A 22,915-nucleotide genomic window follows, 5' to 3' on the forward strand; every position below is an offset into this window, starting at 1 on the left:
AGAATACTTGTTTCTTCGTCCATCCTTGCGATGAGCGCTGCTCTTGGTGGCACCGCCTTTGCACAGGCAGCAGACGATCCCGGCACGCAGGGCGGTCAGGACATCGTCGTCACAGGCTCGCGCGGGCAGGCGCGTACCGTGGCCACGAGCCCTACGCCGATCGACGTCATCAGCGGCGAGCAGATCGCCCAGCTCGGTGGCTCAATGCAGCTGCGCGACGTGCTGTCTCAGCTCGTGCCTTCGTTCCAGTCGCAGCAGGTTGGTTCCTCGTCGTGGAACTCGGTCACGCGCCCGGCTGGTCTGCGTGGTCTTTCGGGCGTGCACGTCCTGGTTCTGGTCAACGGCAAGCGCCGCCACAACTCGGCCCTGATCGACCTGAACTCGGGATCGACCTCGATGGGCGGCAACCCGGTCGACCTCGACCAGATCCCCGCCAGCGCGATCGCACGCATCGAAGTCCTTCGCGACGGCGCTGCGGCACAATATGGCACCGATGCCATCGCCGGGGTCATCAATGTGATCCTCAAGGACAACCCCAATGCGGGCAGCGGGGCGATCGAGGCCGGCCGGCGCTACAGCGACAGCGTCAATGGCAGTGACGGCGAGACCGTCTCTGCGCAGCTGTCCAAGGGCTTCCATCTTGGCGGGAATGGCTCGATCGTCATCTCCGCCGAAGGCAAGCTGCAGAAGCCAACGGTGCGCAACTCTGACTACACCGGCCGCATCTATCCCCGCATCAACGGCGCCGACGATCCGCGCGAGGCGACCGGCGATCGCCGCCGCTACCAGGGCGGCCTGCCGGACCTGAAGTCGGTCAGCCTCGCCCAGAACAGTTATGTCGATGTGGGTTCCCTGACGATCTACACCAATGCCACCTTCGGCTATCGCGAAGCGCGCGTGGGGCAGGCGGGCCGCTATCCCAGCACGACCAGCGACATCGTCCAGATCTATCCGGACGGCTTCACGCCGTACTACACGATGAAGGAAACCGACTGGCAGGCGACCGCCGGGATGAAGCAGAAGGTCGGTGGCTGGAACCTCGATTTCAGCACCACTTACGGTCGCGACTACGTGCGTTCGGGGGCAGACAACACGCTCAACGCCTCGCTCGGCCCGTCAAGCCCCACCAGATTTGACACCTTCAGCGCCGCATTCGACCAGTGGACCACCAACTTCGACATGTCCAAGGGCCTGGAAGTTCTCGGTGGTCGCCACCTGCAGGTCTCGGCAGGGGCGGAATTCCGGTACGAAAGCTATGTCACCAAGTCGCTCGATACGGCATCGTGGGCCAATGGCGGCTATGTGTACCCGGCGGGCTCGCCGCTCGCGGGCCAGCCGGGCGCGATCGGCGCGCAGGGCGCGACGGTCATCACTCCGGCGGACGCGGCGAACGCCAAGCGCATGGTCGGCGCGGCCTATATTGACCTGGCGCTCGATCTCACCGACCGGCTGCTGATTACCGGCGCGGGCCGCTTCGAGACTTACGACGACAGCTCGGGCAACGTGTGGAGCGGCAAGGTCTCGGGGCTGTGGAAGGCGACCGACTGGCTGAACTTCCGGGGGGCTTTCTCGAATGGCTTCCGGTCGCCGTCACTCTCGCAGCAAGCCTACGCGCAGACCGCCACCCAGGTCTCGCTCGTCAACGGCTCGTACCAGCTGATCGAGTCCAAGATCCTGCAAACCGGCTCGCCGATTGCGCAGGCGCTGGGCGCGCAGCCACTCAAGCCGGAACGGTCGCGCAACTACAGCTTCGGCGTGACCATGACGCCGCTGGCGCGCTTCACGCTGACCGTCGATGCCTACCAGATCAATATCGACGACCGCATCACCCTGACCGGTCTTCTGTCCAGCGCAGGGGTGCGCCAGATCCTGAGGAACAACGGGTTCTCGGGCAACCAGTACGTGCGCTTTTTCGCCAATGCCATCGACACCCGCACCCGCGGCATCGACGCGGTGGCAAACTACACCTTCTCACTGGGCCATTTCGGGCAGGTGCGAGCCAGCGCAGCCTACAACTATAACAAAACGACGATCACCCACGTCGCCGACAATCCTGCACAGCTGGCCAACCTTGGCCTGACCTTGTTCGACCGCCAGACGCAGGGCTACTTCACGGTCTTCACGCCGCGAGACAAGATCATCCTCGGCCTCAACTGGTCGAAGGGCCCGTACTCGATCAATGCCAAGGAAACCCGCTACGGCAGCTGGACGGCCCTCGCCAACCTGGTCAACGGTCAACCGACGGCGGACCAGAGCTACGGCGCGAAGTGGATCACCGACCTTGAAGTCGGATACCAGGTCATCCCGGCGATGAAGCTGTCGTTCGGCGCCTACAATCTGTTCAACACCTACCCGGACAAGAACACTGTGCCTAACACCATCGGCAGCTCACCTTACGGCAGCAACTCGCCGTTCGGTGCGTATGGCGGATATTACTACGGCCGCCTCTCGTTCGACTTCTAAGTACCCACCCCCTGCGACCGGCAGGCAGCGCACCAACCCTGCCCGCCGGCCGCCCTTCTCCGAGAGCCTGACTTAAAATTTTACTAAATATAGCAATATCTTGCCGCTCCGTCCCTTAGCATGGAAATGGAGGCGATTGTTGCCCATTGAAGCGTCCCGGGTTTCCGGAGGCTCCGATTGATGAGAAGGAGCTTTCGTTATGAGCAGAACCCGGAACAAGTTTTCACCTGAGATCCGCGATCGTGCGGTGCGTATGGTTGCGCCGATTACGGTTCGGAGTGGGAGGCGATGTCTTCGCTGGGCGCCGATGAGAAGGTCCGGATCAGGGCTCTTGAATGTGAAGTGAAGGAACTCCGCCGGGCGAACGGAATCCTCCGCAGGGCGTCTGCATATTTTGCGATGGCTGAGCTCGACCGCCACGAGAGATTGTCCGTCGTCAGAACATTCGGCACAACTCACGGCGTAAATTAGCGGAGTGCGGGCCTCGTCTGGGGTTTGATGTTAGGCGGCGAGCTTGCGGTGTTGCAAGCGCCGATGCTCGATGGTCTGTCGTTTGATCCTTTCACGCTGTTTGATGATGGCGGGGGCCCTGCCGAAGTAGGCATCGGCGGACGTCACGTTGTTCAGGCTCTCGTGGTATCGCTGGTGATTGTAGTGCTCGACGAAGGCCTTGATCTGTGCCTCGAGGTCGCCGGGCAGGAAGTAGTTTTCCAGTAGGATGCGGTTCTTCAGGGTCTGGTGCCAGCGCTCGATCTTGCCCTGGGTCTGAGGATGACACGGGGCGCCGCGCACGTGGCTCATCTTGTTGGCCTCGATATATTCGGCCAGTTCGCCCGCGATGTAGCTGGGGCCATTATCAGACAGCAGCCTTGGCTGTAAACGTTCACGCTATTTGGCGGCGCACCAATCGCGGTGTTTGTCAGTTACCCAGCTCGATAACGAGGCAATCGCGGGCCGTCTGAACTATGGCGAGCGGTAAATGGAGGTGTCCAGGTGGCTATGGCTGGCTGCCCCTTAATTCTGCCCGAACCGCGTCGCCCTTAGGGCGTTAATGCTGCTGACCTGCCCCCCGTCAGTCCCTCGATCATAACGAGAGTCCAGCAGTTAAATACGATGCCCCCTGCGCCTGCACAAGCGCGTCGTGCGTGATGGCTTCGTCCTGCTCGAACGCTCGACGCGCTTGTGCAGGCGTTCGATTTCCCAAAGATGAGTGTGGCCGGACGTGGTTGTAATCGTAGCGCCAGATGGCCAGCTTCCGGCGGGCATCGGCCAGGCTGTCGAACAGTTCCTCGTTGAGGAATTCATCGCGCAGCGAGCCGTTGAAGCTCTCGATGAACCCGTTCTGCTGAGGCTTGCCCGGGTCGATGTAATGCCACTCGATCCCATTCTTGCCGGCCCATTCGAGGATGGCCCGACTGGTGAATTCGGTGCCATTGTCGCTGACAATGCAGGCCGGTTTGCCATAGAGCCGCACCAGCGTGTCGAGTTCACGCGCCACCCGGGCACCAGAGATGCTGGTATCCGCGATCAGGCACAGGTTCTCGCGGAAGCAGTCATCATTGATGGCCAAAATCATGAACTTGCGTGATGCGCCGAAGGTGTCGGACACAAAGTCCATCGACCAGCGTGCCCCCGGTGCCAGCGGCACGGGCATCGGCGTGCGGCTGCCCCGCGCCCGTTTGCGGCCACGCCGCCGCCGCACTGACAGTAAGCGCCCGATTGCTACCGCCTCGATTGGATAAGCCATGTCGTTATTGACGTCGTTATGTACGTCATGAGCGATGGAGGCCGGCGTGGCGGTGCTCGAGGTTTTGAGTGTTGAACGGCGGCGGCGTGATCGGGCCTGGCACCGGCGCGCGGGTCTATCTGGCGTGCGGTACGACCGATATGCGCAAAAGCATCACCGGCCTTGCCATTCTGGCGCAGGAGCACCTGCGCCAGAACCCCGCCAGCGGCGCGGTCTTTGCGTTCCGCGGCCGCAAGGGTGACCGGATCAAGTTGTTGTACTGGGATGGGCAGGGTTTTTGCCTCTATTACAAGATCCTGCAGAAGGGCCGGTTTCCCTGGCCCAGCAGCGGCGATGCGGTGGCGCGGCTGACCTGCGCGCAACTGGCCATGCTGTGGGAAGGGATTGACTGGCGGCGGCCCTCATGGGGAGCGCCACCGGCCCGCGTCGGGTGATTTATCAGGCTGATTTTGGGTGTTTTTCTGTCGAATTGACGACGATTCTGCTATCCCGTGGGCATGCCATCGATCACCGCATCACTGCCCGATGATCCGATCGCGCTCAAGGCGATGGTGGCCGCTTTGCAGGCGCAGAACAGCGCTCTGTCGGCCACCGTACGCGTCTTCGAACAACACATCGCCGACCTGCAATTGCGGATCGCCAAACTCAAGCGGCAGGCGTTCGGCAAGAGGTCCGAGAAAGTCGAGCGCGAGATCGAACAACTCGAACTCGCGCTTGAAGGCCTGCTGATCGCCAGGGCCGAGGCCAGTCCGGCCCCGGCAAGCGATGACGACGACGCGCCAGAACCGGCCCAGCCCGCCGCTGCGCCAGAGCGCGCGCCGCGCCGCCGGCCCCGCGTCTCGGCCGAGACCCCGCGCGAGCGGCGTGAACTCGATCCCGGTGCGGCCTGCCCCGATTGCGGCGGCACCCTGCGCGTGGTCGGCGAGGACGTCAGCGAGATGCTGGACCTGATCGCCGCCCGGCTGAAGCTCATCGAGATCGCGCGGATCAAGAAGTCCTGTCGCGCCTGCGAGCGGATGGTGCAGGCGCCGGCACCGAGCCGGCCGATCCCCGGCAGCATGGCGACCGCCTCGTTGCTGGCGACTATTCTGGTCTCCAAGTTCGACGATCACCTGCCGCTGTACCGGTTGAACGAGATATTCGCCCGCATGGGCGCGGACATCCCCGACAGCACGATGGCCGACTGGTGCGGGCGCACCATGAAGCTGCTTCTGCCGTTGATCGAGCGGATCGAGGGTCACGTGCTGGCGCACGACCTGCTGCATGCGGATGATACGCCGATACGGGTGCTCAATCGCAGCCTGCGCACCGCCGGGGTTGGCGGGCAACTCGGCAAAGGCGTGCGCAAGGGGCGCATCTGGGCCTATGTCCTCGACCAGCGGCCGTGGGCCGGGCTGGCTCCGCCAGGCATCGCCTACAAGTTCGCCGCAGACTGGAAGCAGGAACACGTGCTCGCGCATTTGCGCGATGCCCGCGGCATTCTTCAGGCCGATGCCTACAAGGGCTATGCCAAGCTCTACGCGCCAGGCCCCGATGGCACCGCACCGTTCCGCGAGGCAGCGTGTTGGGCGCATCTGCGCCGCGATTTCCATGATCTGTGGATCGGCGCCAAGTCGCCGATCGCCCGCGAGGCCCTCGATCACATCGGCGCGCTCTACGACATCGAGGCCCGGATCAGCGGCAAGAGCGCCGCCGACCGTCTCGCCGCGCGTCAGGCCCAGAGCAAGCCCAGAGTCGAGGCCTTCCATGCATGGGCCCAGGCACAACTCACCAGGCTCCCCGCCAAGGGCGACCTTGCCAATGCCTTCCGCTATGCGCTCGCGCGATGGCCGGCGTTCTGCCTGTTCCTCGAGGATGGCCGTGTTGCCATCGACAACAACCCCGCCGAACGGGCGCTCAAACCTATTGGAATCGGGAGAAAAAATTGGCTGTTCGCGGGATCGGACACCGGCGCTGAAACCCTCGCCCGCGCCATGACCATCATCGAAACCGCCAAGATGAACGGCCTCGATCCGCAGGCTTACCTCACCGATGTGATCGGGCGTATCAACGATCACAAGATCAGCCGGATCGACGAGTTGCTCCCTTGGAACTGGACGCCACTCGCTCCAATGGCCGAGGCCGCCTGATGGCAGCCGTCAGTCATGTCTTTATGCTCGATTATGTCGCGGAAATCCTCGGCGAGCATCCCGATCTCGTCGACGCCATCGTCAGCAACGACGATAACCTCTCCTACGGGGCGATCATCACCGTCAGCGCCGGACCCGATGACCACCGCATCGCAATCACCGACAATGGCATCAGCGAACTGCGTGACCTCATCGCTGACCTCCGCCGCTCACCCCATGAATGGGATGACTTCCTCCACTCCGTCATCGATGATCCACAGGCCCTCGAAAGCGTCAAGGCTCATATCCCGCGGTAGCAATCGGGCGCTTACCCACTACGCGCCCACCTGCACCTCCATGGCCCACAAGGGGTGGTCATCGGCCCGGTGGCATAGGCATTATGCGAAGATCACCCTGTCCGCAGACCGCGTGCTGATCAGCCTGGGCAGCAATGATGGCCATGGCGACACCGCCAGCCAGATCGCAGCGATCAGAAAGCAGGTGAAGGCAAGGCAGGTCGTCTGGGTCGTCCCGGCCTGCAATCCACGAGCCGCCATAACGTGCGGGGGGCGGCAGTCAGTCTGGCCTACAACGTGGGCTGGCCGACATACTGCCGGTCGACCATGCGCCGCCAGATCAACGCGGGCCAGATCGCGGCCAGCTGCACCTCGCTGACCTGGTTCAACAAGGCCGGTGGCCGGGTGGTCGCCGGGCTCGTGAATCGGCGCAGCCGCGAAAAGGCCCTGTGCCTGAAGGATGCCGCCGCATGAGCGCGCTGTTCTTTGAGGCGCTGGCCGCGCTCAAAAAGCGGGCCGGGCAGATCCTCGCATGGCTGACCGCGGATGCCTGCCGAATGGCCCTGGTTGCCGCCGTGCTGGCCCTGGGCGCGCAGACCGTGCGGATCGAGGGGCTTCATCTTGGCGTCAAGGTCGGCCCGATCTCGCTGCACGTCGTCAACCTCACCGGCCTGCGCCAGCGGGCCGCCACCGCCGAATCCGCATTGGCGCAGGTGGAAAAGGCCCAAGCCCAGGCTGGCCAAGCCCAGGCTGACGCAAATCACGAACCTGCGGCCAGATCAGCCGAAATTGCGAGGACTTCCGATGCCGGTTCTGCCGATTATCATGCAATCGTTGAACGTGCTGCGGCTGTGCATGCTGTTCCTGTTCTACTCGCTCATGATCATTCTGGAGCGCCCGGCACTTGTGCTGTTTCTGGCGATCCTCGTCATGATGACGGCAGCCTGCACCCCGGCGCCGCTCAAGGTCCAGGCGGCAGAGCCGCTGTGCCCGGAACCGATCCGGCTGCCCAAGGCGATGACGGCCAGGCCGGATCTGCCCTCATGGTTTCCGTTGCCCGCTCCGATTGGGAAAAGCTCAACACCGAAGCCGCTCTCCGCGCCCAACTGTATCAAGTCGGGCAGGAGTGGATAGCCCAGGGCATCGCCGTGGCAGGCCCCACCGACAACGGGGAAGGGGGCCACTGATGTCGTGCATCACCGCCGGAGACAGCATCGGTGCCGGCATCCACCACTACGCGCCCGCCTGCACCTCCATGGCCCACAAGGGGTGGTCATCGGCCCGGTGGCATAGGCATTATTCGAAGATCACCCTGTCCGCAGACCGCGTGCTGATCAGCCTAGGCAGCAATGATGGCCGGGGCGACACCGCCAGCCAGATCGCAGCGATCAGAAAGCAGGTGAAGGCAAGGCAGGTCGTCTGGGTCGTCCCGGCCTGCAATCCACGGGCCGCCATAGCCGTTGAGGCCGAGGCAGCCCGACATGGCGACGCCCTGGTATGGATCAGGCACACGGGGTCGGATCACGTCCACCCCACAATGGGCGAGTATCGAGCCCTGGCAAAGCGCGGCGGGTTAGCGAAATAATGGGACTGACCATTCAATATGAATGGATCACGACGCTCGACATGGATAAGAAAGGCTGATTCGAGGGGCAACGATCTGGGCTGAAAGGTGTAAAATGGTTCCCGAAGTTGAAGATGCATCACCATCAAGAGTCAGCAAGCTTTTTGACAGTCGAGTGAAATGCTGGTCGGTGATGACTGAGACAACGGTCGAACGCTACCTTGATTTAGCAGGCTGCGGAAAAAGGCATGTCAAAGCTCGCCATTGGTCCCGTTTTCACCGCTTCCAGACCATGCCGACAGTCATTCTGGCAGGCACCCTTCCCAAGGCGGGCCGGGTTTGGCCGTTCTGGGCGCTGTGAGGCGCAGGGCTAGGCCGCTGCCAGCAGCTTTGGCAGTCTGACGAGGTTGTAGGCGGCGGCGGTCAGCGTGAAGGACCACCCGACGCGTTGCCGTCCGCGATGGCGTGTCTTGCGCATGGTGCCGCAGGTCTTTGCCCATCCGAACACCTCCTCGATCCGCTTGCGGATTTTCTGCGAGAGGCCGTAGCCGGGATGGCGCGTCGTGCGCCGATCGATAGCCGAGCGCCGGTTGGTGTTGTTCTGCGCGACATGCGGGGTGACATCCATTTCGCGCAAGGCCGCGACGAAGGCGGCCGTGTCATAGTTCTTGTCCGCCCCCAGCGTGATCCGGTGGCGCCCCTCCATGCGCTCGAGCATGGTCAACGCGGCCTCGCGCTCTGCGGTGCCGGTGGCATGGGTGAGTTCTGTATCGACCACCAGGCCATTGCGGTTTTCCATGAGGACGTGGGCCATGTGGCACAGCTTGGCCGCTTGGCCGCGCGCCTTCTTGAACAGCCGGGCATCGGGATCGGTCGTCGAGGCATGGGTGGCATTGCTGCGCTTCTCGCCGCGAAAATCGCGTTCGGCATTGCGGCCGCTCGGCCCATCGCCACCGTCATTCCCGGGGCCGCCTTCCTCTTTGGGGCGGAAGCTTTTCACGCTGGCCCAGGCCTCGATCAACGTGCCGTCCACGGAGAAATGATCATCAGAAATAAGCGCCTGCACGCGCGGATGCCGAATGATCGCTGACAGAAATCTGGCCGCAATGTCGCCGGCCAGCAGCCTCTCGCGGTTCTTGGTGAAGACCGTGACATCCCAGATCGGCGCATCCATCGCCAGGCCGACGAACCAGCGGAACAGCAGGTTGTAATCCATCTGCTCCATCAACTGGCGCTCCGAGCGGACCGAATAAAAGGCTTGCAAAAGCAAGGCGCGCAGGAGCTTCTCAGGCGGGATCGAGGGCCTGCCGATGCGGGAATACAGGCCGTCGAAATCTGCCGACAGCACATCCAGCGCCTCATCGACAATGGCCCGGATCGCGCGCAGCGGATGATTGGGCGGTACCCGGGCTTCGCAACTCACGTAAGAAAACAGCCCCTCGCTCCGTTCGTCCCCGCCCCGCATCACCGTCCCTTCAACATCACGCTACGCGATCCTGGAATCAGCAATAGTGCCTGCGCGCAAGGGCCTTTTTCCGCAGCCTGTTAGGCCGTGAACCCATAAATCTGTGATGCTAGGCCGTGAACCCATAAAATTGATGGGACGAAACCGCTTTAGCGAGGCGCTTGTTCGCTGAGCTCTCCGCCAGAATGCAACTGGAGAAACAGAGCCGCTTTCTTTGCGAGATCAGCCGATTCTGAACGAATTGCGAGCACAAGCGGCTCGTTGTCGTCGATAGGATCGACATCGACGCGGTTCTCACATTCTGGGCGGAGAGCAACGGTCAGTTCCGTCCAGCCACCAACCGGCGCTTCATCATCATTTCCATCTGAATCGAAGTCGGAGTCGTTACCCCAGAGGTGGCGTGCGACAGAGATGGATTTTGGCCGCTCACCCGGCGAGATCAGATAGTAATAGAACATGCCGCTTATCCTGTAGTGGAAGGTGTCGGACTGCAACTACCCACCGCAAGTTGCCCTTTCGTATCGCTCTGATTTCTGATTCAAGCTCATCATGAGCCGATACGACCTGACCGACTTCGAGTGGCGCGTGATTGAGCCGCTCTTGCCCAATAAGCCGCGAGGTGTGCCGCGCGTCGATGATCGCCGTGTTCTAAACGGCATCTTTTGGGTGCTGCGCTCTGGTGCGCCATGGCGTGATCTGCCTGAGCGTTACGGCCCGCGCACCACCTGCTACAACCGCTTCGCTCGCTGGCGAACAGCTGGGGTGTGGGATCGGATGATGGACGCCATCACCGCTGCCCACGATGGCGACATCCAGATGATCGACAGCACTTCCGTTCGCGTCCACCAACAGGCCGCGACGGCAAAAAGGGGGATCGAGATCATTGTCTCGGTCGTTCCCGAGGCGGGCTCACGACCAAAATCCACGCGGTTGTCGATGGGCAAGGCCTCCCGATCCGGCTGAGCCTAACCGTCGGACAAAGCCATGACGGACAGCCCGCTGACGAACTACTTGATCATGTTGGTGCCGGAACAATCGTGCTGGCGGACAAAGCCTACGATGCCGACCGCATCCGCGCATCCCTCCGCGACAGAGGCGCGTTCGCCAATATCCCTCCCAAGACCAACCGGCGGTCGAAACCCTACTTCAGTACATGGCTCTATCGCGAGCGGAACCTGATCGAGCGGTTCTTCTCGAAGCTGAAGCACTTCCGCCGCGTCGCGACCCGCTATGACAAGTTAGCCGAAAACTTCCTTGCCATGGTGCAACTGGCTTCCATGCGCCTCTGGCTCCGTGTTTATGAGTCTACGGCCTAAAAGGGGGTGCCCCCAGCGGAAGGTATCAGGGTCAACCTGATACCCTTGCTGAGAACAGGATGGTTCGTACCCGCTCGGACTGCGTTCTTCAGGCGTGTTAAGATGCTGCTTTACCCTGGAATCGGTGTGCTCTATGGGTTGAAGGGCACACGCACCCTGACCAGGGCCGAACGGCAATACGCGATGCCTGCCAGCTAGCTGATCCCGTGCAGCGAACCGGCGGCCTTAACCTGCTATCATCGTAGAAATCGAAGGCGTATGTGAGCCACGCACCGCCCCATGCACTTTTACTGCGCGACCTTCTATCTCATGTGGGTCGTACCGGAAAAAATGTAACCTGCGTAACATCGGCGGAAATCCGCCGTTTTTGACGTAACCGCTCACGTAACATCGAGATGATGAGATTATATCAGAGAAGTGTAATTTTTTCAGAGAGAGAACCCTAGGATTTCCGGGCGGATTACATTTTTCGGGCGCTGGGGTTGCGTCGGATTACGTCCGTGCGACTACGCCAAAATAGCGTGCAATTTCATATAAATAGCGTGGATTTGACGGCTCAGCCCGGCAGAAGTTACATGCTTCCGCCTATCCCCTGGGCAACTTTGAGCGGATTGTTTGCGATTTTGCGCGTCGGGCGTTCGCGAAACGGGCGTTCCGGGTGCATCAAAATGCATCAGCGCCTCGCTCTATATCACGCCCGCGCGGCCAAGGAAGCCCGCCATTTTTCGCAGGGTTGGTGGATGCATCAAAACCGACACGAAAAGCGCGCGGGCGAGGCGGGGGGAAAAGCGCGTTTTGAGGGGTGGCAGCGCCGAGGGCCCGGCCGGGGGCGGCGGGCCTGCGGATTTGCTGGGGTTCCGTCAAGCGAGAGGGCCGGTCGGTGGCGGGCGGTGGACTGGCAAGGCGCGCAATAAAGTTGTGCGATTTCGAGCACCTGTTCCCCGCGACGGGAATGTCTCTTTTATGTTGACAGAATTACCCATAGTCACATATAAATGACGCATGGAAACGCAGCAGACGCCCGCTTTCAAAGACTGGTTCAACGCGCTTCGCGATGTGAAAGCCCAGTCGAAGATCGCGGGCCGCATTGCTCGCTTCGAACTTGGCCTCATGGGTGACGTGAAGTCGGTTGGCGATGGAGTGTCAGAAGCCCGGATCGACTTCGGCCCCGGCTATCGCCTCTATTTCACGCGCCGGGGCACGCAGTTGATCATCCTGCTGATCGGCGGGGACAAGTCCAGCCAGCAGCGGGACATCGCGAAGGCAAAGGAAATGGCGGCTCAGATACCCTGAACCGCCATCATGGAAATGTGACCATCTCTGCATAGCCCGAGAAGGGAATGGATATGACTATCGAACTCACGCCTTTCGACGCTGCCGAGTATCTCACCGAACCGGAAGACCAGGCCGAACTGCTCGCGGATGCTCTGGAAACCTGCGACGTACACGTCATTGCCAAGGCGATTGGCATTGTCGCCCGCGCGCATGGGATGACGGAACTGGCGAAGGAAACCGGGATCAAGCGCCAGCAACTCTACCGTTCGCTTGGCCCAGACGGAAATCCGACGCTGGAAACCATGCTGAAGGTGCTGCCGGCGCTCGGCCTCAAGATGCGGATTGAAGCGGCGGCCTAAGCGGCCGCCTTCACCCGCTCGCGGAAGCGGACGACGTTCCTGCCCAGGGCTTCGTTCAGTTCGAGGAACACGGACTGGAGCGGGGCGATCTCCAGTTCGAAGAAGGCGTCGGTGGCCTTGGTCACGTCGCCAAATCCGCCTGCGTTGGCGGGCACGATGCCCAGCAGCTGGGGCGGGACGCGGTGGGCGGCGAGCACGTCGTCGCGGGTGGTGTTCTTGATCCCGAGGAACTCGTCCTTGGCGCCCACCTCGGCGATCGGCAGGATCCTGATGCCGCTTTCCTTGCCATCGGGGGCATGGACGAAGAGGTTGCGGAAGTTGCCCGGTCCCTTCGAGCGCTTGAGCGCCTCGCGCATGGCGTCCACGTCGCCATCGGCGAAGGCCCCGGTTGCATAGAGGATATAGCCCGCGTGGCTGCCGTTCTCGAAATAGCGGCGGCGGAACAGGGTGGCGTTCTCGTTGAGCAGGGCCGATTGCAGCGCCGAGAGATACTCGGGCAGGCCATAGATTTCCTGATTGATGTCGGGGGCCATGATCTGGTGGACGGTGCCGGGCTCGAAGGCCACCTCGTTGCGGAAGCCGGGCACCCACCAGAACTGGCCCGGCTCCAGCCCGCGCCGGGTGAACTTGGCCAGCGCATGGTCGAGGCGCAGCAACTGGCCGAGGCGATTGCGCACTTCCTGCACATAGGCGTTCCCGAGGACGAGGTAGTCCTGCACCATCCCGGCAAAGGCCCGGCGCGAGAGCTGGGGTGTGGGATCAAGGCTGGACGCCAGCATGTTGCGCTTGAGGATGATCGCGCTCGAATGGTGGGGCGAGGCGCGGAACGAGCGCGAGAGCCCTTCGAGCGAGATCGGCGGTTCGTACCAGCGCTGGTTGTGCCAGCATTCGAGCATGTCGAGCATCGTGGCGCGGCTGTTCACCGGCTCGGGATCGCCGAAGGTGAAGGCCGAGACGCCCGCGCGGGTCTCGTTGGCGACGGCCAGATCGGTGCGGCGTGCCCGTTTTCGCTTGCTCATTCGATAATCTCCATCGTGCCCCTGGGCTTTTCCTTGCCGTCGAGCGGTTCGTTCATGAGGATGTGCATGGTTGCCCAGGCGAGGTCGGCATGGCCGTCGTTGCCGCCGCGCCCGGCCTTGAAGGTCACGTTGCGGCCGCTGGTGGTCAGGGTCTTCTTGATCGAGACGAAGGCCGAGACGATGTCGAGGAAGCTGCTGTCGAAGGCGAGGCGCGCGCGGCGCACCACGTTCTGGGCCTTCATGATCATCTGGGCCTTGAGTTCGAGCGAATATTCGATCCTGGCCACCGCGCAGCCGGGCATCGCGCCGGGCTTGGCAAGCAGCTGGTAGACGCCCGAGCCCACGCCCTTGGCGTCGATGCCCAGATAGGTGCAGGTATAGCGGGCGAGGACCGCCCTGATGAACTCGGCCTGCTGTTCGAAGTCGAGCCCGCGCAGCTGGTGGCGTTCAAGGATGCGGAAGGGCGCACCCTCGCGCAGCGGGGGCGCGGCGATCACCAGTGCGGCGTTGTCGCCGGTCTCGCTCTCCTGCGGGTCATATCCGGCCCAGACTGCGCGGGCGCCATAGGGCCGCGCAGCTTCGGGGGTGAAGTCCTCCCACTCGATCAGGCTGTCGCAGCCGCAGGCGATCAGGTCGTTGAACTTGAACGCGGACAGGCTGTCGTCGACGAACTCGCACATGTAGAGGTTCGCAAACTCGTCGGCCGGGTACTCGTCCTCAAGCTCCTCGATATCGAACAGGTCGCAGCCCGCGAGATCCGCATCGCGGATGTTGACGATGTTCCGCCACACCCGATCCGGCCCGAGGCTGCCAGCGGCAAGCGCCTCGTGGCTGACATCGATTTCGACCCGGTCTTCCTTCTTGCGCCGCCGGTTGCGCCGCTCGCCCGTCCAGTACGGGTAGGCGGGATGCGCGATGGTGGATGGGGTCGAGAAGTAGGTTTTGCGCCACTTCTTGTGCGTGGCCATGCCCGAGGCGACCTTGTTCAGCTCCTCGAACGAGTGGACCCAGAAGAACTCGTCGAAGTAGAAGTTGCCGCTGCGGCCCTGCGCGGTGCGGAAGTTGGTGCCCAGAAAATGCAGTTCGGCCCCGGCTTCCTCCGGTGGGCGCAAGTCCGAGGTGATCAGCATCGGATCGCCGGCCAGCGCCACGCCGACCAGCTTGGCAAAGCCCACGATGTAGGACCGGAACTGGTGGGCCTGCGCCTTGGAGGCGGACAGGAAAATCTGGTTCCGCCCGGTCTCGATCGCGTCCATCAGCGCTTCGAAGGCGAAGAAATAGGTCGCGCCGATCTGGCGCGACTTCAGGATCATGCGGGTGCGCCGATCCTTCTCTTCCCACCAGCGCACCTGATAATCGAAGCATCCGTCGAGGAAGATCCGCTTCAGCTCGGCGGCCTGGTCCGCGGTGAAGTGGTTTTTCTTCGCCTTCTTGCGGGGCCCGGCGTTGCGATTGCCGACCTTGTCGTTGAGATCGCCGCTGTGGCCGCCGGGCTGTTCGAAGCGCCGCACGCGCGCGAGGCTCTCGATCTGGCGGGCGAGGGCGTCCATCTCAACCAGATCGGCCGGGGTCTTCTTCTCCTTGGCGATCAGGGTAAGCAGGCGGATCTCCAGCCCGTCCTCGATTTTACGGATCGAGGGGGCCTCGTCCCACTTGTCGCGCTGGCGCCACGATTCAATTGTCGGGCGCGGGATCGGCGTGCCCTTGTCGCCGGTCACGGCGTGCAGGGCGAACTCGTCTGCAATCTGGGTCACGCCCCATCCGCGCCAGTAGAGGCTGCGGGCATGGCGGCGGGGATCGAACTTCCACGCCGCGCTCACGGCATCGGGATGGGGCATCGGGGGCGTGGGGCGCTGCGTGGGGACCGGCATGATCGGCACCATGGCCCGCGTTTTTGCCGCCGATCACGCCCGCGCATTTGGCCGGGGGGCCAGCCAAGTGCGCCCCCTTGAGAAGAGCGGGCCGAGCGTCCCTTTTGGCCTGCGACACCCCCGCTTCACTCCCCCGCAGCCCCAAGGGAACCGGACCGATCATGGCCAAGAGCAAGTTTTTCCGCGTTGCCGTCGAAGGCCCCACTGTCGATGGCCGCGTGATCGAGCGCCAGATGCTCGTCGAGGCCGCCGACGGCTACGAGCCCGACACCTACACCGCGCGCATCAACTGCGAACACATTGCCGGCTACAGCCCGGACCGCCCGTTCAACTGCTATGGCACGGTGCGCTCGCTGCGCACCGAAGAGATCGAGCTGACCGTCAACGGCGCGAAGAAGAAGCTGCTGAGCCTTGTCGCCGAGATCGAGGCCAACGACCAGCTGGTCGAGCTGAACAAGGCCGGGCAGAAGCTGTTCACCAGTTGCGAGCTGCATCCCAATTTCGCGGGCGAGGGCAAGGCCTATCTCGTGGGTCTGGCGATCACCGACACGCCCGCCTCGCTGGGCACCGAGCCGCTCAAGTTCGCGGTCAGATCGCGGGGCAACCTGTTCTCGTCGGCCTGCGAGACCGTGGTGGAGCTTGACGCCGCGCTCGATGGCCCGGCGCTGGCCGAGGCCACGAAGTCGGGCTTTCTGGCGGCCTTCACCGCGCTGTTCAAGGCGGACAAGAGCGGCGACGGGGTGCCGCAGCCCGTGGAACCGGCCCCCGCGTCCATCCCCGCGCCCGCCAACGACAACACCCTCGACATCGCGCGCTTCGCCTCGCTCATGGGCGAGCAGGTCGCCCTGGCCCTGAAGCCGGGCAACGAGGCGATCACCGCGCTGGGCGCGCGCCTCGATGTGATCGAGACGAAGCTGGCCACCGAAGAAAGCCCGCAGACCTTCCGGCGTTCCCCGGCCACCGGCGGCAACCACGCGATCGTCACCGACTGCTGAGCCCCGCGCCCTTCCGCTTCCCCCCGATCCGCGTCCTTTCTGGAGCCTTCCGCCCATGCGCAAAGAAACCCGCCAGCAGTTCAAGTCCTATGTCAGCCAGATCGCCCTCCTGAACGGGATCGATCCCGAAGACACGGTGGCCAAGTTCAGCGTGGCCCCGGTGGTCGAGCAGACGCTGGAAGAAAAAATTCAGGAATCGAGCGACTTCCTCCAGCAGATCAACGTCGTGGGCGTGCCCCAGCAGCAGGGCGCCAAAGTGGGGGTGACCGTCACCCGCCCGCTGGCCGGGCGCACCAACACCGCTGCGGGCAACCGCCGCACGCCCGCCGACCCGACCGACACCACCGACGATGGCGGCTATTTCTGCCGCCAGACCAATTTCGACCACGCCATCGGCTATGCCAAGCTCGACGCGTGGCGACACAAGCCGGAATTCCAGACGCTGCTGCGCGACGTGATCCTCAAGCAGCAGGGCCGCGACCGGATCATGATCGGCTTCAACGGCACCTCGGTCGCCGCGCAGACCGACCGCGTCGCCAATCCGCTGCTTCAGGATGTCAACGAGGGCTGGCTGCACAAGATCCGCACCCATGCCCCGGAGCGCGTCCTGTCCGATGGCGAGATCAGCGCGCAAGGAACCAGCGCGGTCTATGTTGCCGCCGGGGTCGAGGTGGTCGATAGCGATGCCACCAATGTCGCGACCGCGCAGGCCGACTATGCCAACCTCGACGCGCTGGCCTTCGACGTGCTCGACCTGCTCGATCCCTGGCACCGCAGCGATACCGACCTTGTGGTCATCGTCGGGTGGAAGCTGGTCAAGGACAAGTACCTGAACCTGCTTCAGGCCGCCGGCGACACCGCGACCGAGCGCGAGGCCGCGCACCGCATCCTCACGCTGCCCAAGCAGCTGGCGGGCAAGCGCGCGGTCATCGTGCCCTTCTTCCCCGAGACCTCGCTGCTGATCACCAGCCTCGATAACCTCTCGGTCTACTGGCAGGAAGAAACCCGCCGCCGCCAGATCCGCGACGAGCCCGCGCTCGACCAGATCGAGAACTATGAATCGGTCAACGAGGACTACGTGGTCGAGGACTATGGCCGCACCGCCCTCGTCGAGAACGTGGTGATGGGCAAGAAGCCCGGCGCCTGATCCGAGCGCCCCACCTCCTGACTTCCCCCGCCGAAGGATACGTTCCCCCATGAGCCTTGCTCGTCGCAAACGGGATCGCACGCTCGCTGCCCAGACCATCACCGCAGCGCCTGTCCTTTCGTGCGGGGGGGCCCCTGCTGCCACCAGCCATCCCGCCCCGGCAGCAGGGGCCTCCATTCGCCCGGCCTCTGTTCGCGCCACCCCGGCGCAGCGCGCCGCCGCGCAGATCGCGCTGCGCCTCACCCACGACTTGCGCCGCCTGAAAGAAATCCGCTCGATCGACCGCAAGATCGAGGCCAAGCGCACCATGCTGCCCGAGTACAGGGCCTGGGTCGAAGGCGTGGTCGCCGCCGACGCGGGCGTGGGCAGCGGCACCGCCGCCGATGTCGTGCCCACCTGCATGGTCTGGCTGATCGATGTCGGCGCCTATGGCGAGGCGCTCGACCTCGTGCCCTTCCTGCTGCGCCACCGGGTCGAGATGCCCCGCCGCTATGAGCGCGACGTGGCCACGATCGTCGTCGAGGAAATCGCCGATGCCGCCGCCAGAGCGCAAAACGCGGGCGAGCGGTTCGACCAGGCCGTGCTCGACACCGCCGACGCCCTGACATCCGGCCTCGACATCCACGATCAGGTCCGCGCCAAGCTGCTCAAGGCCATCGGCATCGAGCAGTTGCGCACCGCCGAAGACATGCCGGCCGAGGACAGCGCCATCGTCCTGCGCAGCGCGCTCGTCCATCTGCGCGAGGCCCAGCGCCTGCATGACCGCATCGGCGTGAAGGACCGCGTCAAACGCGCCGAGAAGCTGCTGGCCGCCGTCGAAGCTGCCGAACCGAACACCGGCGGTCCCTCGACCGCCTGACCCGCTCGCCCCCGGCGCTCAGGGGCGGATCGCGCGATGCGGGAGGCCTTGGGCCGCAGGGCCGCATCGGTCCCGATCCTCACCCCTGTTGGCCGGCGGGCCGAAAAGGAGAAGCCCCTTGTCGACGTTCCTGTCCTTGCCGACCCCATCCGACCTCGCGCAGCCTGCCGAGCCGGAAAGCCCGGTGACCAATGACGGCTTCTTCCCCGATATCGACCCGGCCCATCTGCGCGAAGCCGCGCGCATCCCCACCAGCATCACATGGCCGCGCCTGCGCGCCGCGATCCTGGGCGCGATCATGACCGTCGAGCTGGACTTGCGCGCCTATGCCGCCGCGCAGATCGCGGCGGGCCATGCCACGCTGGCCGCCGTGCCCGCGCCGCAGCTCGACGGGCAGAGCGTCCAGATCCTGCGCTACACGCGCGCGGTTGCGCTCTATGCCAAGGCCGAGCTGATCGAGCGCCACCGCGATTACGACCTGACCTCGGCGGGCACCCATCAGGCCGAGGATCTCGCCCCGGCCATCGACGAGCTGCGCCGCGATGCCCAGCACGCCGTGCGCGACCTGACTGGGCGCACGCGCACCGTGGTCGACCTGATCTGATGGCCGCCGCGCAAACCCTCACCGCCCGGCAGGGGGACAAGCTCGACCAGCTGCTCTGGCGCGAGAGCGGGCTGGGGCCGCGCGATCTGACCCGCGTGCTCGATGCCAATCCCGGCCTTGCCGATCTGGGCGTGATCCTGCCGCTCGGCACCCGCGTCCTCGTGCCGGCAGCGCCCGAAGCGACCGGCACGCCCGTCCTTCCCCTTGTCCAACTCTGGAGCTGATCCCCCATGGACTTTCGCACTTTTGTTGACGCGAGCGCCGACCTGATCGGGTCGATCTCGCCCTCGCTGATCGGCTCGGCCGCTGCCCAGGCGTGGAAGCCGCACCTCTCGTGGCGGCAACGCTTCGTGCAGTGGGCGGTGGGCTCGGTCGTCAGCTACTACGCCACGCTCGCCATCGTCGCGGTCACCCACTGGAGCGGCTTTGTCGCGCAGTCGATTGCCTTTGGCATCGCGCTGCTGGCCTTCGATGCCACCCCGCGCGTCCTCAGGGCCGCGACCGATGCGCTCGCCAGCCTGCCCGGTCGCCTTGCCGACCGCTTTCTCCCGAAGAAGGACTGACCGGTCATGGCCCATACTCTGGCCGATCCCGCGCGCTTCTTCGCGCGCCTGCGCCGCCTGACCGGCTCGCTCGATCAGGGGCAGGTCGGGATCGTCAACGCCCTGCTCACCGCCGCCGCGCTCTGGCCGGTGGGGTGGCTGGCCTATGCGCTGGCCACCGCCTGGCACGAGGCGCGCTTCACCCCGCAGGCCGAATGGGGCCGGGGTCGGGGCAGGGCCTATGCGCAGCCGGGCCGCTATGGTCAGGCGCAATATGGCCGGGGCCTCGTCCAGCTGACGTGGGACCGCAATTACGAATGGGCCGACCGCACGCTTGGCCTGAAGGGCGCGCTGCTCAGGAACTTCGACCTCGCGCTGAAGCCCGATCTGGCCGTCGCCATTCTGGTCAAGGGCATGGAGCAGGGGGCCTTCACCGGGCTCGCCTTGGCCGACTGCATCACCGGCACGGGCACCCACGCCCAGTTCGTGAAGGCCCGCAGGATCATCAACGGCACCGACCGGGCCGAGGATATCGCCACCCATGCCGATGCGATTGCCGCGGCGCTGGGCGAGGGGGGCTGGGCCTGATGGCGGGCTTGCCTTCTCTCGCGCTTGCCAGCGCGCTGGCCGCCTGCCTCACCGGGATCGGCGGCTATGCCTATGGCGTCCACGTCGGCACCGCGCAGGAACAGGCCGCGCAAAAGGCGCGCGACGATGCCCGCGAAACCCTGCGCCAGCAGGCACAGGGCCACATCGACACTTCGGCGCAGGCCCATCAGGCCCGCGAATATGCCCGCCAGACCACCGTCAGGGACATCTATCATGAAAGCGAAAAGATCATCGATCGCCCGGTCTATGGCGCTGCCTGCATTGACGCTGATGGCGTGCGCCTGCTCGACCGCGCCGCCGCCACGGCCAACGGCCAGCGTGAACCCGACCCTGCTGGCCCCGCCGCCCAGCCTTCCGCAGCCCCGGCGCGATAGCAGCGGGCAGATGACCGGACGCGAGGCGCTCGCCAGCCTCACCGCGCTCTACGACATCGCCGGCCAGATCCGCGCGACCCTCGTTGAACTGCAAGCCGAACTGCGCCTGACACAGGATCCCGCCCATGCGCAAAGCCGATAGCCTGCGCCGCTGGCTCACCGCCTTTCTGCCCGACTTGCGCAAGCAGGCCGACCGCCTTCAGGTCTATCTCGAAGGCGGCCGGATCAGCGCGCGGCGGTCGGCCACGCTGTCCTTCGCCTATGCCTACACGGTCAAGGCGCTCATCACCGACTTTGCGGGCGATCCCGACACGGTCATGGTGGCGACGCTCGCATGGATCGAGAAAGAGCAGCCCCAGCTGCTCCAGACCGCAGACAACACGCCCTTCCAGTTCGAGGCCGAACTGCTCGACAGCGACACTTACGACCTCCAGCTGTCGATTGAGCTGACCGAACCGGTCCTCGTCCTCCCCCGCGCGGACGGATCGGGCTTCGACATCGAGCACCCGCCCGAGCCGACGTTTCCGCCGATGTTCACCCAGGGCACGGCCACGTTCCTGCAAGGCTTCGGCAATGCCGACAAGCTCGTGCAGTCGCCCAGTCTCGGGTCGCCAGAAGCATGACCGGCGACGATCTGGCCGAAATCGAGCGTCTGGCCGGTGCCCTGCTGCGCAACTTGTCTGCGGGCCAGCGCCGCAAGCTCCTGCGCAAGATGGCGCGCGACCTTGCCGCCAGCCAGCGCCAGCGCATCGCCGCCCAGCACCAGCCCGACGGCAGCGCCTTCGCGCCGCGCAAGCAAAAGGCGCAGCCGGTAACGGGCAGGGGCGCCGCCTGCTTCCTCTACCCCGCCGGCGGCAGCGGCCCGCCGCGCCGGGTGATCATGAAAAGCTTCACATGGGGTACGGGCCGCTCGATGACCGGCTTCGACATCGAGGCCGGTGGCATCCGCACCTTCGAGTTCGCCAAAGTGGTCCAATGGCTCCCGGTCCCGCCCGAATACCGCAACCGCACCAGTGGCCGTTTGCGCCGCCGGGGAAGCCTGCGCCGCAAGGCCATGTTCCGCAAACTCGCCAGCGCCCGCTACCTCAAGGCCCAGGCCGACGACCAGGGCTTCTGGGTGGGCTTCTCGGGCAAAGTCTCGCAGATCGCCAGCATCCACCAGAACGGCCTGCGCGACAAACCCTCCCTGCGCACCAGGGCCATCGAATATCCCCGCCGCGAACTGCTCGGCACAACCCCCACCGACCGCGAACACCTGCTCGACCTGCTCTACGAGCAACTGGCCGACACCTGACCCCACCGGCGGGAACCGGCAGGCGTCACGCAGCCTTGGCGATCGGCTGCCCCCTGATCTCGTCTTTATGCGCGCGGGCGCAGGCCAGTTCATAGGCCGCCTGCGTCCGCATCAGGGTATACGCCGAAATTCCGAAGGTCTTCTCAAAGCGGATCGCCATGTTGGACGATAATTCAGCTCGACCATTCAATATACAAATTATTTTCGGCGAATAAGGATGGAGCGAATTATCTCGTCGAGGTCTTCGATAGATATGTCCGGGCGATCAACGCATTTATCAAGCGCGGCTTCGAGGTCTCGACGATCATATTCGTACGCAATGGGCGTGCTGTTTTTGTGTAAAATTTCATGACGATGCGGGTATCTGCTTCCAGTCATATTGTTGAATAACCAACCTATAACTAAAAGCGTCAAGGAGTTTACCCCGACGGGGAATAGCAAGAAACTCCAAGGCCAAGCCCCAGATTGCGCGCCTATCGCTACAGATAAGGCCACAGCCCCCCCTGGAGGATGCAGGCAACGCAACAAGTGCATCATCATGATCGCCAGCCCAACAGCCATAACGTCCATGGCAAATGGCGATAGCCCCGTTCTTGACAGCAGCACCCCGACGATCGCCGAGACCAGATTTCCCCCCAAGACCGCACGGGGCTGCGCCAGAGGACTGGCAGGCACAGCGAATACCAACACCGCTGATGCCCCGATAGGTGCGATTAAGGCTGGAGAAAGGCCCGTTCTGTGTGCAATCCATAATCCTACGACAAGGCTTAACCCAATGGCCAAGCCCGCTCCAATCGATGATCGGATCGGATGAGTGCCATTCGTCTGATGTGGCAGCAGCTTTGCGAGTAAGAAACGCATCTGTGGATCCGGGAGCAATTTCGTTAATAGATTTGGGGAGAGGCGAAAGGATGAACGACCTGCGCCATCCTTTCCTTGAGATACCGCTCAATCGAGTGTTTCATGGCTGAGGACGGAGGGCGTGGCAGATGAGGGCACCTTTCCGAC

28 protein-coding genes and 3 pseudogenes are annotated in these 22,915 nt (G+C 64.0%); 23 read left to right on the forward strand and 8 right to left on the reverse strand.

All coding sequences use genetic code 11. The features are described 5' to 3' along the window. The first annotated feature begins 30 nt into the window (after nt 1-30). Both SBI20_RS02810 and SBI20_RS02815 read left to right on the forward strand, forming a co-directional pair. A complete protein-coding gene (locus tag SBI20_RS02810; protein ID WP_317973619.1) occupies nt 31-2,463 on the forward strand; it encodes a TonB-dependent receptor plug domain-containing protein in 2,433 nt (810 codons plus the stop codon). Between the two features lie 199 nt (nt 2,464-2,662). Beyond that, nucleotides 2,663-2,867 (forward strand): annotated as a pseudogene (locus tag SBI20_RS02815) (transposase); the annotation flags it as partial. Between the two features lie 97 nt (nt 2,868-2,964). Here SBI20_RS02815 and SBI20_RS02820 read toward each other — a convergent pair. Both SBI20_RS02820 and SBI20_RS02825 read right to left on the reverse strand, forming a co-directional pair. Beyond that, nucleotides 2,965-3,339: pseudogene (locus SBI20_RS02820) on the reverse strand (integrase core domain-containing protein); the annotation flags it as partial. A 208-nt stretch (nt 3,340-3,547) separates the two neighbouring features. Beyond that, nucleotides 3,548-4,171, reverse strand: a pseudogene (locus tag SBI20_RS02825) (integrase core domain-containing protein); the annotation flags it as partial. 110 nt (nt 4,172-4,281) lie between these two features. On the opposite strand from SBI20_RS02825, the gene tnpB reads away from it, so the two are divergent. The 7 genes from tnpB (at nt 4,282) to SBI20_RS02860 (ending at nt 8,539) form a co-directional block, all read left to right on the forward strand. Continuing rightward, entirely contained in the window at nt 4,282-4,644 is a 363-nt protein-coding gene (tnpB, locus tag SBI20_RS02830; RefSeq protein WP_317973620.1) for an IS66 family insertion sequence element accessory protein TnpB, read from the forward strand. A gap of 63 nt (nt 4,645-4,707) precedes the next feature. Further along, on the forward strand, nt 4,708-6,339 hold the full coding sequence (gene tnpC, locus SBI20_RS02835) for an IS66 family transposase (protein WP_317973621.1): 1,632 nt from the start codon (nt 4,708-4,710) through the stop codon (nt 6,337-6,339). After that, nucleotides 6,339-6,635 carry a hypothetical protein gene (locus tag SBI20_RS02840; protein ID WP_317973622.1) on the forward strand — a complete coding sequence of 99 codons (297 nt, stop codon included), beginning with the start codon at nt 6,339-6,341 and terminating at the stop codon, nt 6,633-6,635. The genes tnpC and SBI20_RS02840 overlap by 1 nt, the downstream gene beginning before the upstream one ends. A 243-nt stretch (nt 6,636-6,878) precedes the next feature. Further along, a complete protein-coding gene (locus SBI20_RS02845) occupies nt 6,879-7,088 on the forward strand; it encodes a glycoside hydrolase family protein (protein ID WP_317973623.1) in 210 nt (69 codons plus the stop codon). Next, entirely contained in the window at nt 7,085-7,801 is a 717-nt protein-coding gene (locus SBI20_RS02850; protein ID WP_317973624.1) for a hypothetical protein, read from the forward strand. Before SBI20_RS02845 ends, SBI20_RS02850 begins: the two co-directional genes overlap by 4 nt. Next, on the forward strand, nt 7,801-8,199 hold the full coding sequence (locus SBI20_RS02855) for a hypothetical protein (RefSeq protein WP_317973625.1): 399 nt from the start codon (nt 7,801-7,803) through the stop codon (nt 8,197-8,199). The genes SBI20_RS02850 and SBI20_RS02855 overlap by 1 nt, the downstream gene beginning before the upstream one ends. 94 nt (nt 8,200-8,293) lie before the next feature. Further along, complete coding sequence (locus SBI20_RS02860; protein ID WP_317973626.1) at nt 8,294-8,539, forward strand: hypothetical protein; 246 nt, start codon at nt 8,294-8,296, stop codon at nt 8,537-8,539. Between the two features lie 9 nt (nt 8,540-8,548). Here SBI20_RS02860 and SBI20_RS02865 read toward each other — a convergent pair whose 3' ends face one another. Both SBI20_RS02865 and SBI20_RS02870 read right to left on the reverse strand, forming a co-directional pair. Beyond that, nucleotides 8,549-9,643 carry an IS5 family transposase gene (locus SBI20_RS02865; protein ID WP_317973627.1) on the reverse strand — a complete coding sequence of 365 codons (1,095 nt, stop codon included), beginning with the start codon at nt 9,641-9,643 and terminating at the stop codon, nt 8,549-8,551. 149 nt (nt 9,644-9,792) lie between these two features. Further along, nucleotides 9,793-10,101 carry a hypothetical protein gene (locus tag SBI20_RS02870; RefSeq protein WP_317973628.1) on the reverse strand — a complete coding sequence of 103 codons (309 nt, stop codon included), beginning with the start codon at nt 10,099-10,101 and terminating at the stop codon, nt 9,793-9,795. Nucleotides 10,102-10,192: 91 nt separating this feature from the next. On the opposite strand from SBI20_RS02870, the gene SBI20_RS02875 reads away from it, so the two are divergent. The 3 genes from SBI20_RS02875 (at nt 10,193) to SBI20_RS02885 (ending at nt 12,593) form a co-directional block, all read left to right on the forward strand. After that, a protein-coding gene (locus SBI20_RS02875) for an IS5 family transposase (protein ID WP_317973629.1) occupies nt 10,193-10,959 on the forward strand; the annotation gives its coding sequence in 2 pieces (ribosomal slippage) (nt 10,193-10,505 and nt 10,505-10,959; 768 coding nt in all). Nucleotides 10,960-11,961: 1,002 nt separating this feature from the next. Continuing rightward, the gene (locus SBI20_RS02880; RefSeq protein ID WP_317973630.1) at nt 11,962-12,252 is read left to right on the forward strand and encodes a type II toxin-antitoxin system RelE/ParE family toxin; all 291 of its coding nucleotides are present in this window, start codon (nt 11,962-11,964) and stop codon (nt 12,250-12,252) included. Nucleotides 12,253-12,305: 53 nt separating this feature from the next. Continuing rightward, nucleotides 12,306-12,593, forward strand: a complete 288-nt coding sequence (locus tag SBI20_RS02885) for an addiction module antidote protein (RefSeq protein ID WP_317973631.1) — start codon at nt 12,306-12,308, stop codon at nt 12,591-12,593. Here SBI20_RS02885 and SBI20_RS02890 read toward each other — a convergent pair. Beyond that, nucleotides 12,590-13,612, reverse strand: a complete 1,023-nt coding sequence (locus SBI20_RS02890) for a phage portal protein (protein WP_317973632.1) — start codon at nt 13,610-13,612, stop codon at nt 12,590-12,592. The genes SBI20_RS02885 and SBI20_RS02890 overlap by 4 nt on opposite strands. Then, on the reverse strand, nt 13,609-15,483 hold the full coding sequence (locus tag SBI20_RS02895) for a terminase large subunit domain-containing protein (protein ID WP_459349868.1): 1,875 nt from the start codon (nt 15,481-15,483) through the stop codon (nt 13,609-13,611). The genes SBI20_RS02890 and SBI20_RS02895 overlap by 4 nt, the downstream gene beginning before the upstream one ends. Nucleotides 15,484-15,644: 161 nt before the next feature. On the opposite strand from SBI20_RS02895, the gene SBI20_RS02900 reads away from it, so the two are divergent. The 11 genes from SBI20_RS02900 to SBI20_RS02950 all read left to right on the forward strand — a co-directional run bounded on the left by SBI20_RS02900 (nt 15,645) and on the right by SBI20_RS02950 (nt 21,907). Further along, the gene (locus tag SBI20_RS02900; RefSeq protein ID WP_317973633.1) at nt 15,645-16,478 is read left to right on the forward strand and encodes a GPO family capsid scaffolding protein; all 834 of its coding nucleotides are present in this window, start codon (nt 15,645-15,647) and stop codon (nt 16,476-16,478) included. Nucleotides 16,479-16,533: 55 nt separating this feature from the next. Further along, nucleotides 16,534-17,625, forward strand: coding sequence for a phage major capsid protein, P2 family (locus tag SBI20_RS02905; RefSeq protein ID WP_317973634.1), 1,092 nt, complete (start codon nt 16,534-16,536; stop codon nt 17,623-17,625). Nucleotides 17,626-17,674: 49 nt separating this feature from the next. Beyond that, nucleotides 17,675-18,484, forward strand: a complete 810-nt coding sequence (gene gpM, locus SBI20_RS02910; protein ID WP_317973635.1) for a phage terminase small subunit — start codon at nt 17,675-17,677, stop codon at nt 18,482-18,484. A 118-nt stretch (nt 18,485-18,602) separates the two neighbouring features. Next, on the forward strand, nt 18,603-19,088 hold the full coding sequence (locus SBI20_RS02915) for a head completion/stabilization protein (RefSeq protein ID WP_317973636.1): 486 nt from the start codon (nt 18,603-18,605) through the stop codon (nt 19,086-19,088). Continuing rightward, nucleotides 19,088-19,312, forward strand: coding sequence for a tail protein X (locus tag SBI20_RS02920; RefSeq protein WP_317973637.1), 225 nt, complete (start codon nt 19,088-19,090; stop codon nt 19,310-19,312). Before SBI20_RS02915 ends, SBI20_RS02920 begins: the two co-directional genes overlap by 1 nt. 6 nt (nt 19,313-19,318) lie before the next feature. After that, entirely contained in the window at nt 19,319-19,651 is a 333-nt protein-coding gene (locus SBI20_RS02925) for a hypothetical protein (RefSeq protein ID WP_317973337.1), read from the forward strand. A gap of 6 nt (nt 19,652-19,657) precedes the next feature. After that, nucleotides 19,658-20,218, forward strand: a complete 561-nt coding sequence (locus SBI20_RS02930) for a lysozyme family protein (RefSeq protein ID WP_317973638.1) — start codon at nt 19,658-19,660, stop codon at nt 20,216-20,218. Continuing rightward, nucleotides 20,218-20,613, forward strand: coding sequence for a hypothetical protein (locus tag SBI20_RS02935; RefSeq protein WP_317973639.1), 396 nt, complete (start codon nt 20,218-20,220; stop codon nt 20,611-20,613). Before SBI20_RS02930 ends, SBI20_RS02935 begins: the two co-directional genes overlap by 1 nt. A 10-nt stretch (nt 20,614-20,623) precedes the next feature. Next, on the forward strand, nt 20,624-20,755 hold the full coding sequence (locus SBI20_RS02940) for a hypothetical protein (protein ID WP_317973640.1): 132 nt from the start codon (nt 20,624-20,626) through the stop codon (nt 20,753-20,755). Beyond that, nucleotides 20,739-21,236, forward strand: a complete 498-nt coding sequence (locus SBI20_RS02945) for a phage tail protein (protein WP_317973641.1) — start codon at nt 20,739-20,741, stop codon at nt 21,234-21,236. The genes SBI20_RS02940 and SBI20_RS02945 overlap by 17 nt, the downstream gene beginning before the upstream one ends. Further along, complete coding sequence (locus SBI20_RS02950) at nt 21,233-21,907, forward strand: phage virion morphogenesis protein (RefSeq protein ID WP_317973642.1); 675 nt, start codon at nt 21,233-21,235, stop codon at nt 21,905-21,907. Before SBI20_RS02945 ends, SBI20_RS02950 begins: the two co-directional genes overlap by 4 nt. Before the next feature lie 25 nt (nt 21,908-21,932). Here the strand turns inward: SBI20_RS02950 and SBI20_RS02955 are convergent, their stop codons facing one another. Continuing rightward, nucleotides 21,933-22,067 carry a plasmid maintenance system antidote protein gene (locus SBI20_RS02955; protein WP_317973343.1) on the reverse strand — a complete coding sequence of 45 codons (135 nt, stop codon included), beginning with the start codon at nt 22,065-22,067 and terminating at the stop codon, nt 21,933-21,935. 38 nt (nt 22,068-22,105) lie between these two features. Then, complete coding sequence (locus tag SBI20_RS17590; protein ID WP_411911482.1) at nt 22,106-22,768, reverse strand: HPP family protein; 663 nt, start codon at nt 22,766-22,768, stop codon at nt 22,106-22,108. Nucleotides 22,769-22,915 lie beyond the last annotated feature (147 nt).

It is taken from the genome of Novosphingobium sp. IK01 (genome assembly GCF_033242265.1).
Classification (GTDB): Bacteria; Pseudomonadota; Alphaproteobacteria; order Sphingomonadales; family Sphingomonadaceae; genus Novosphingobium; species Novosphingobium pituita.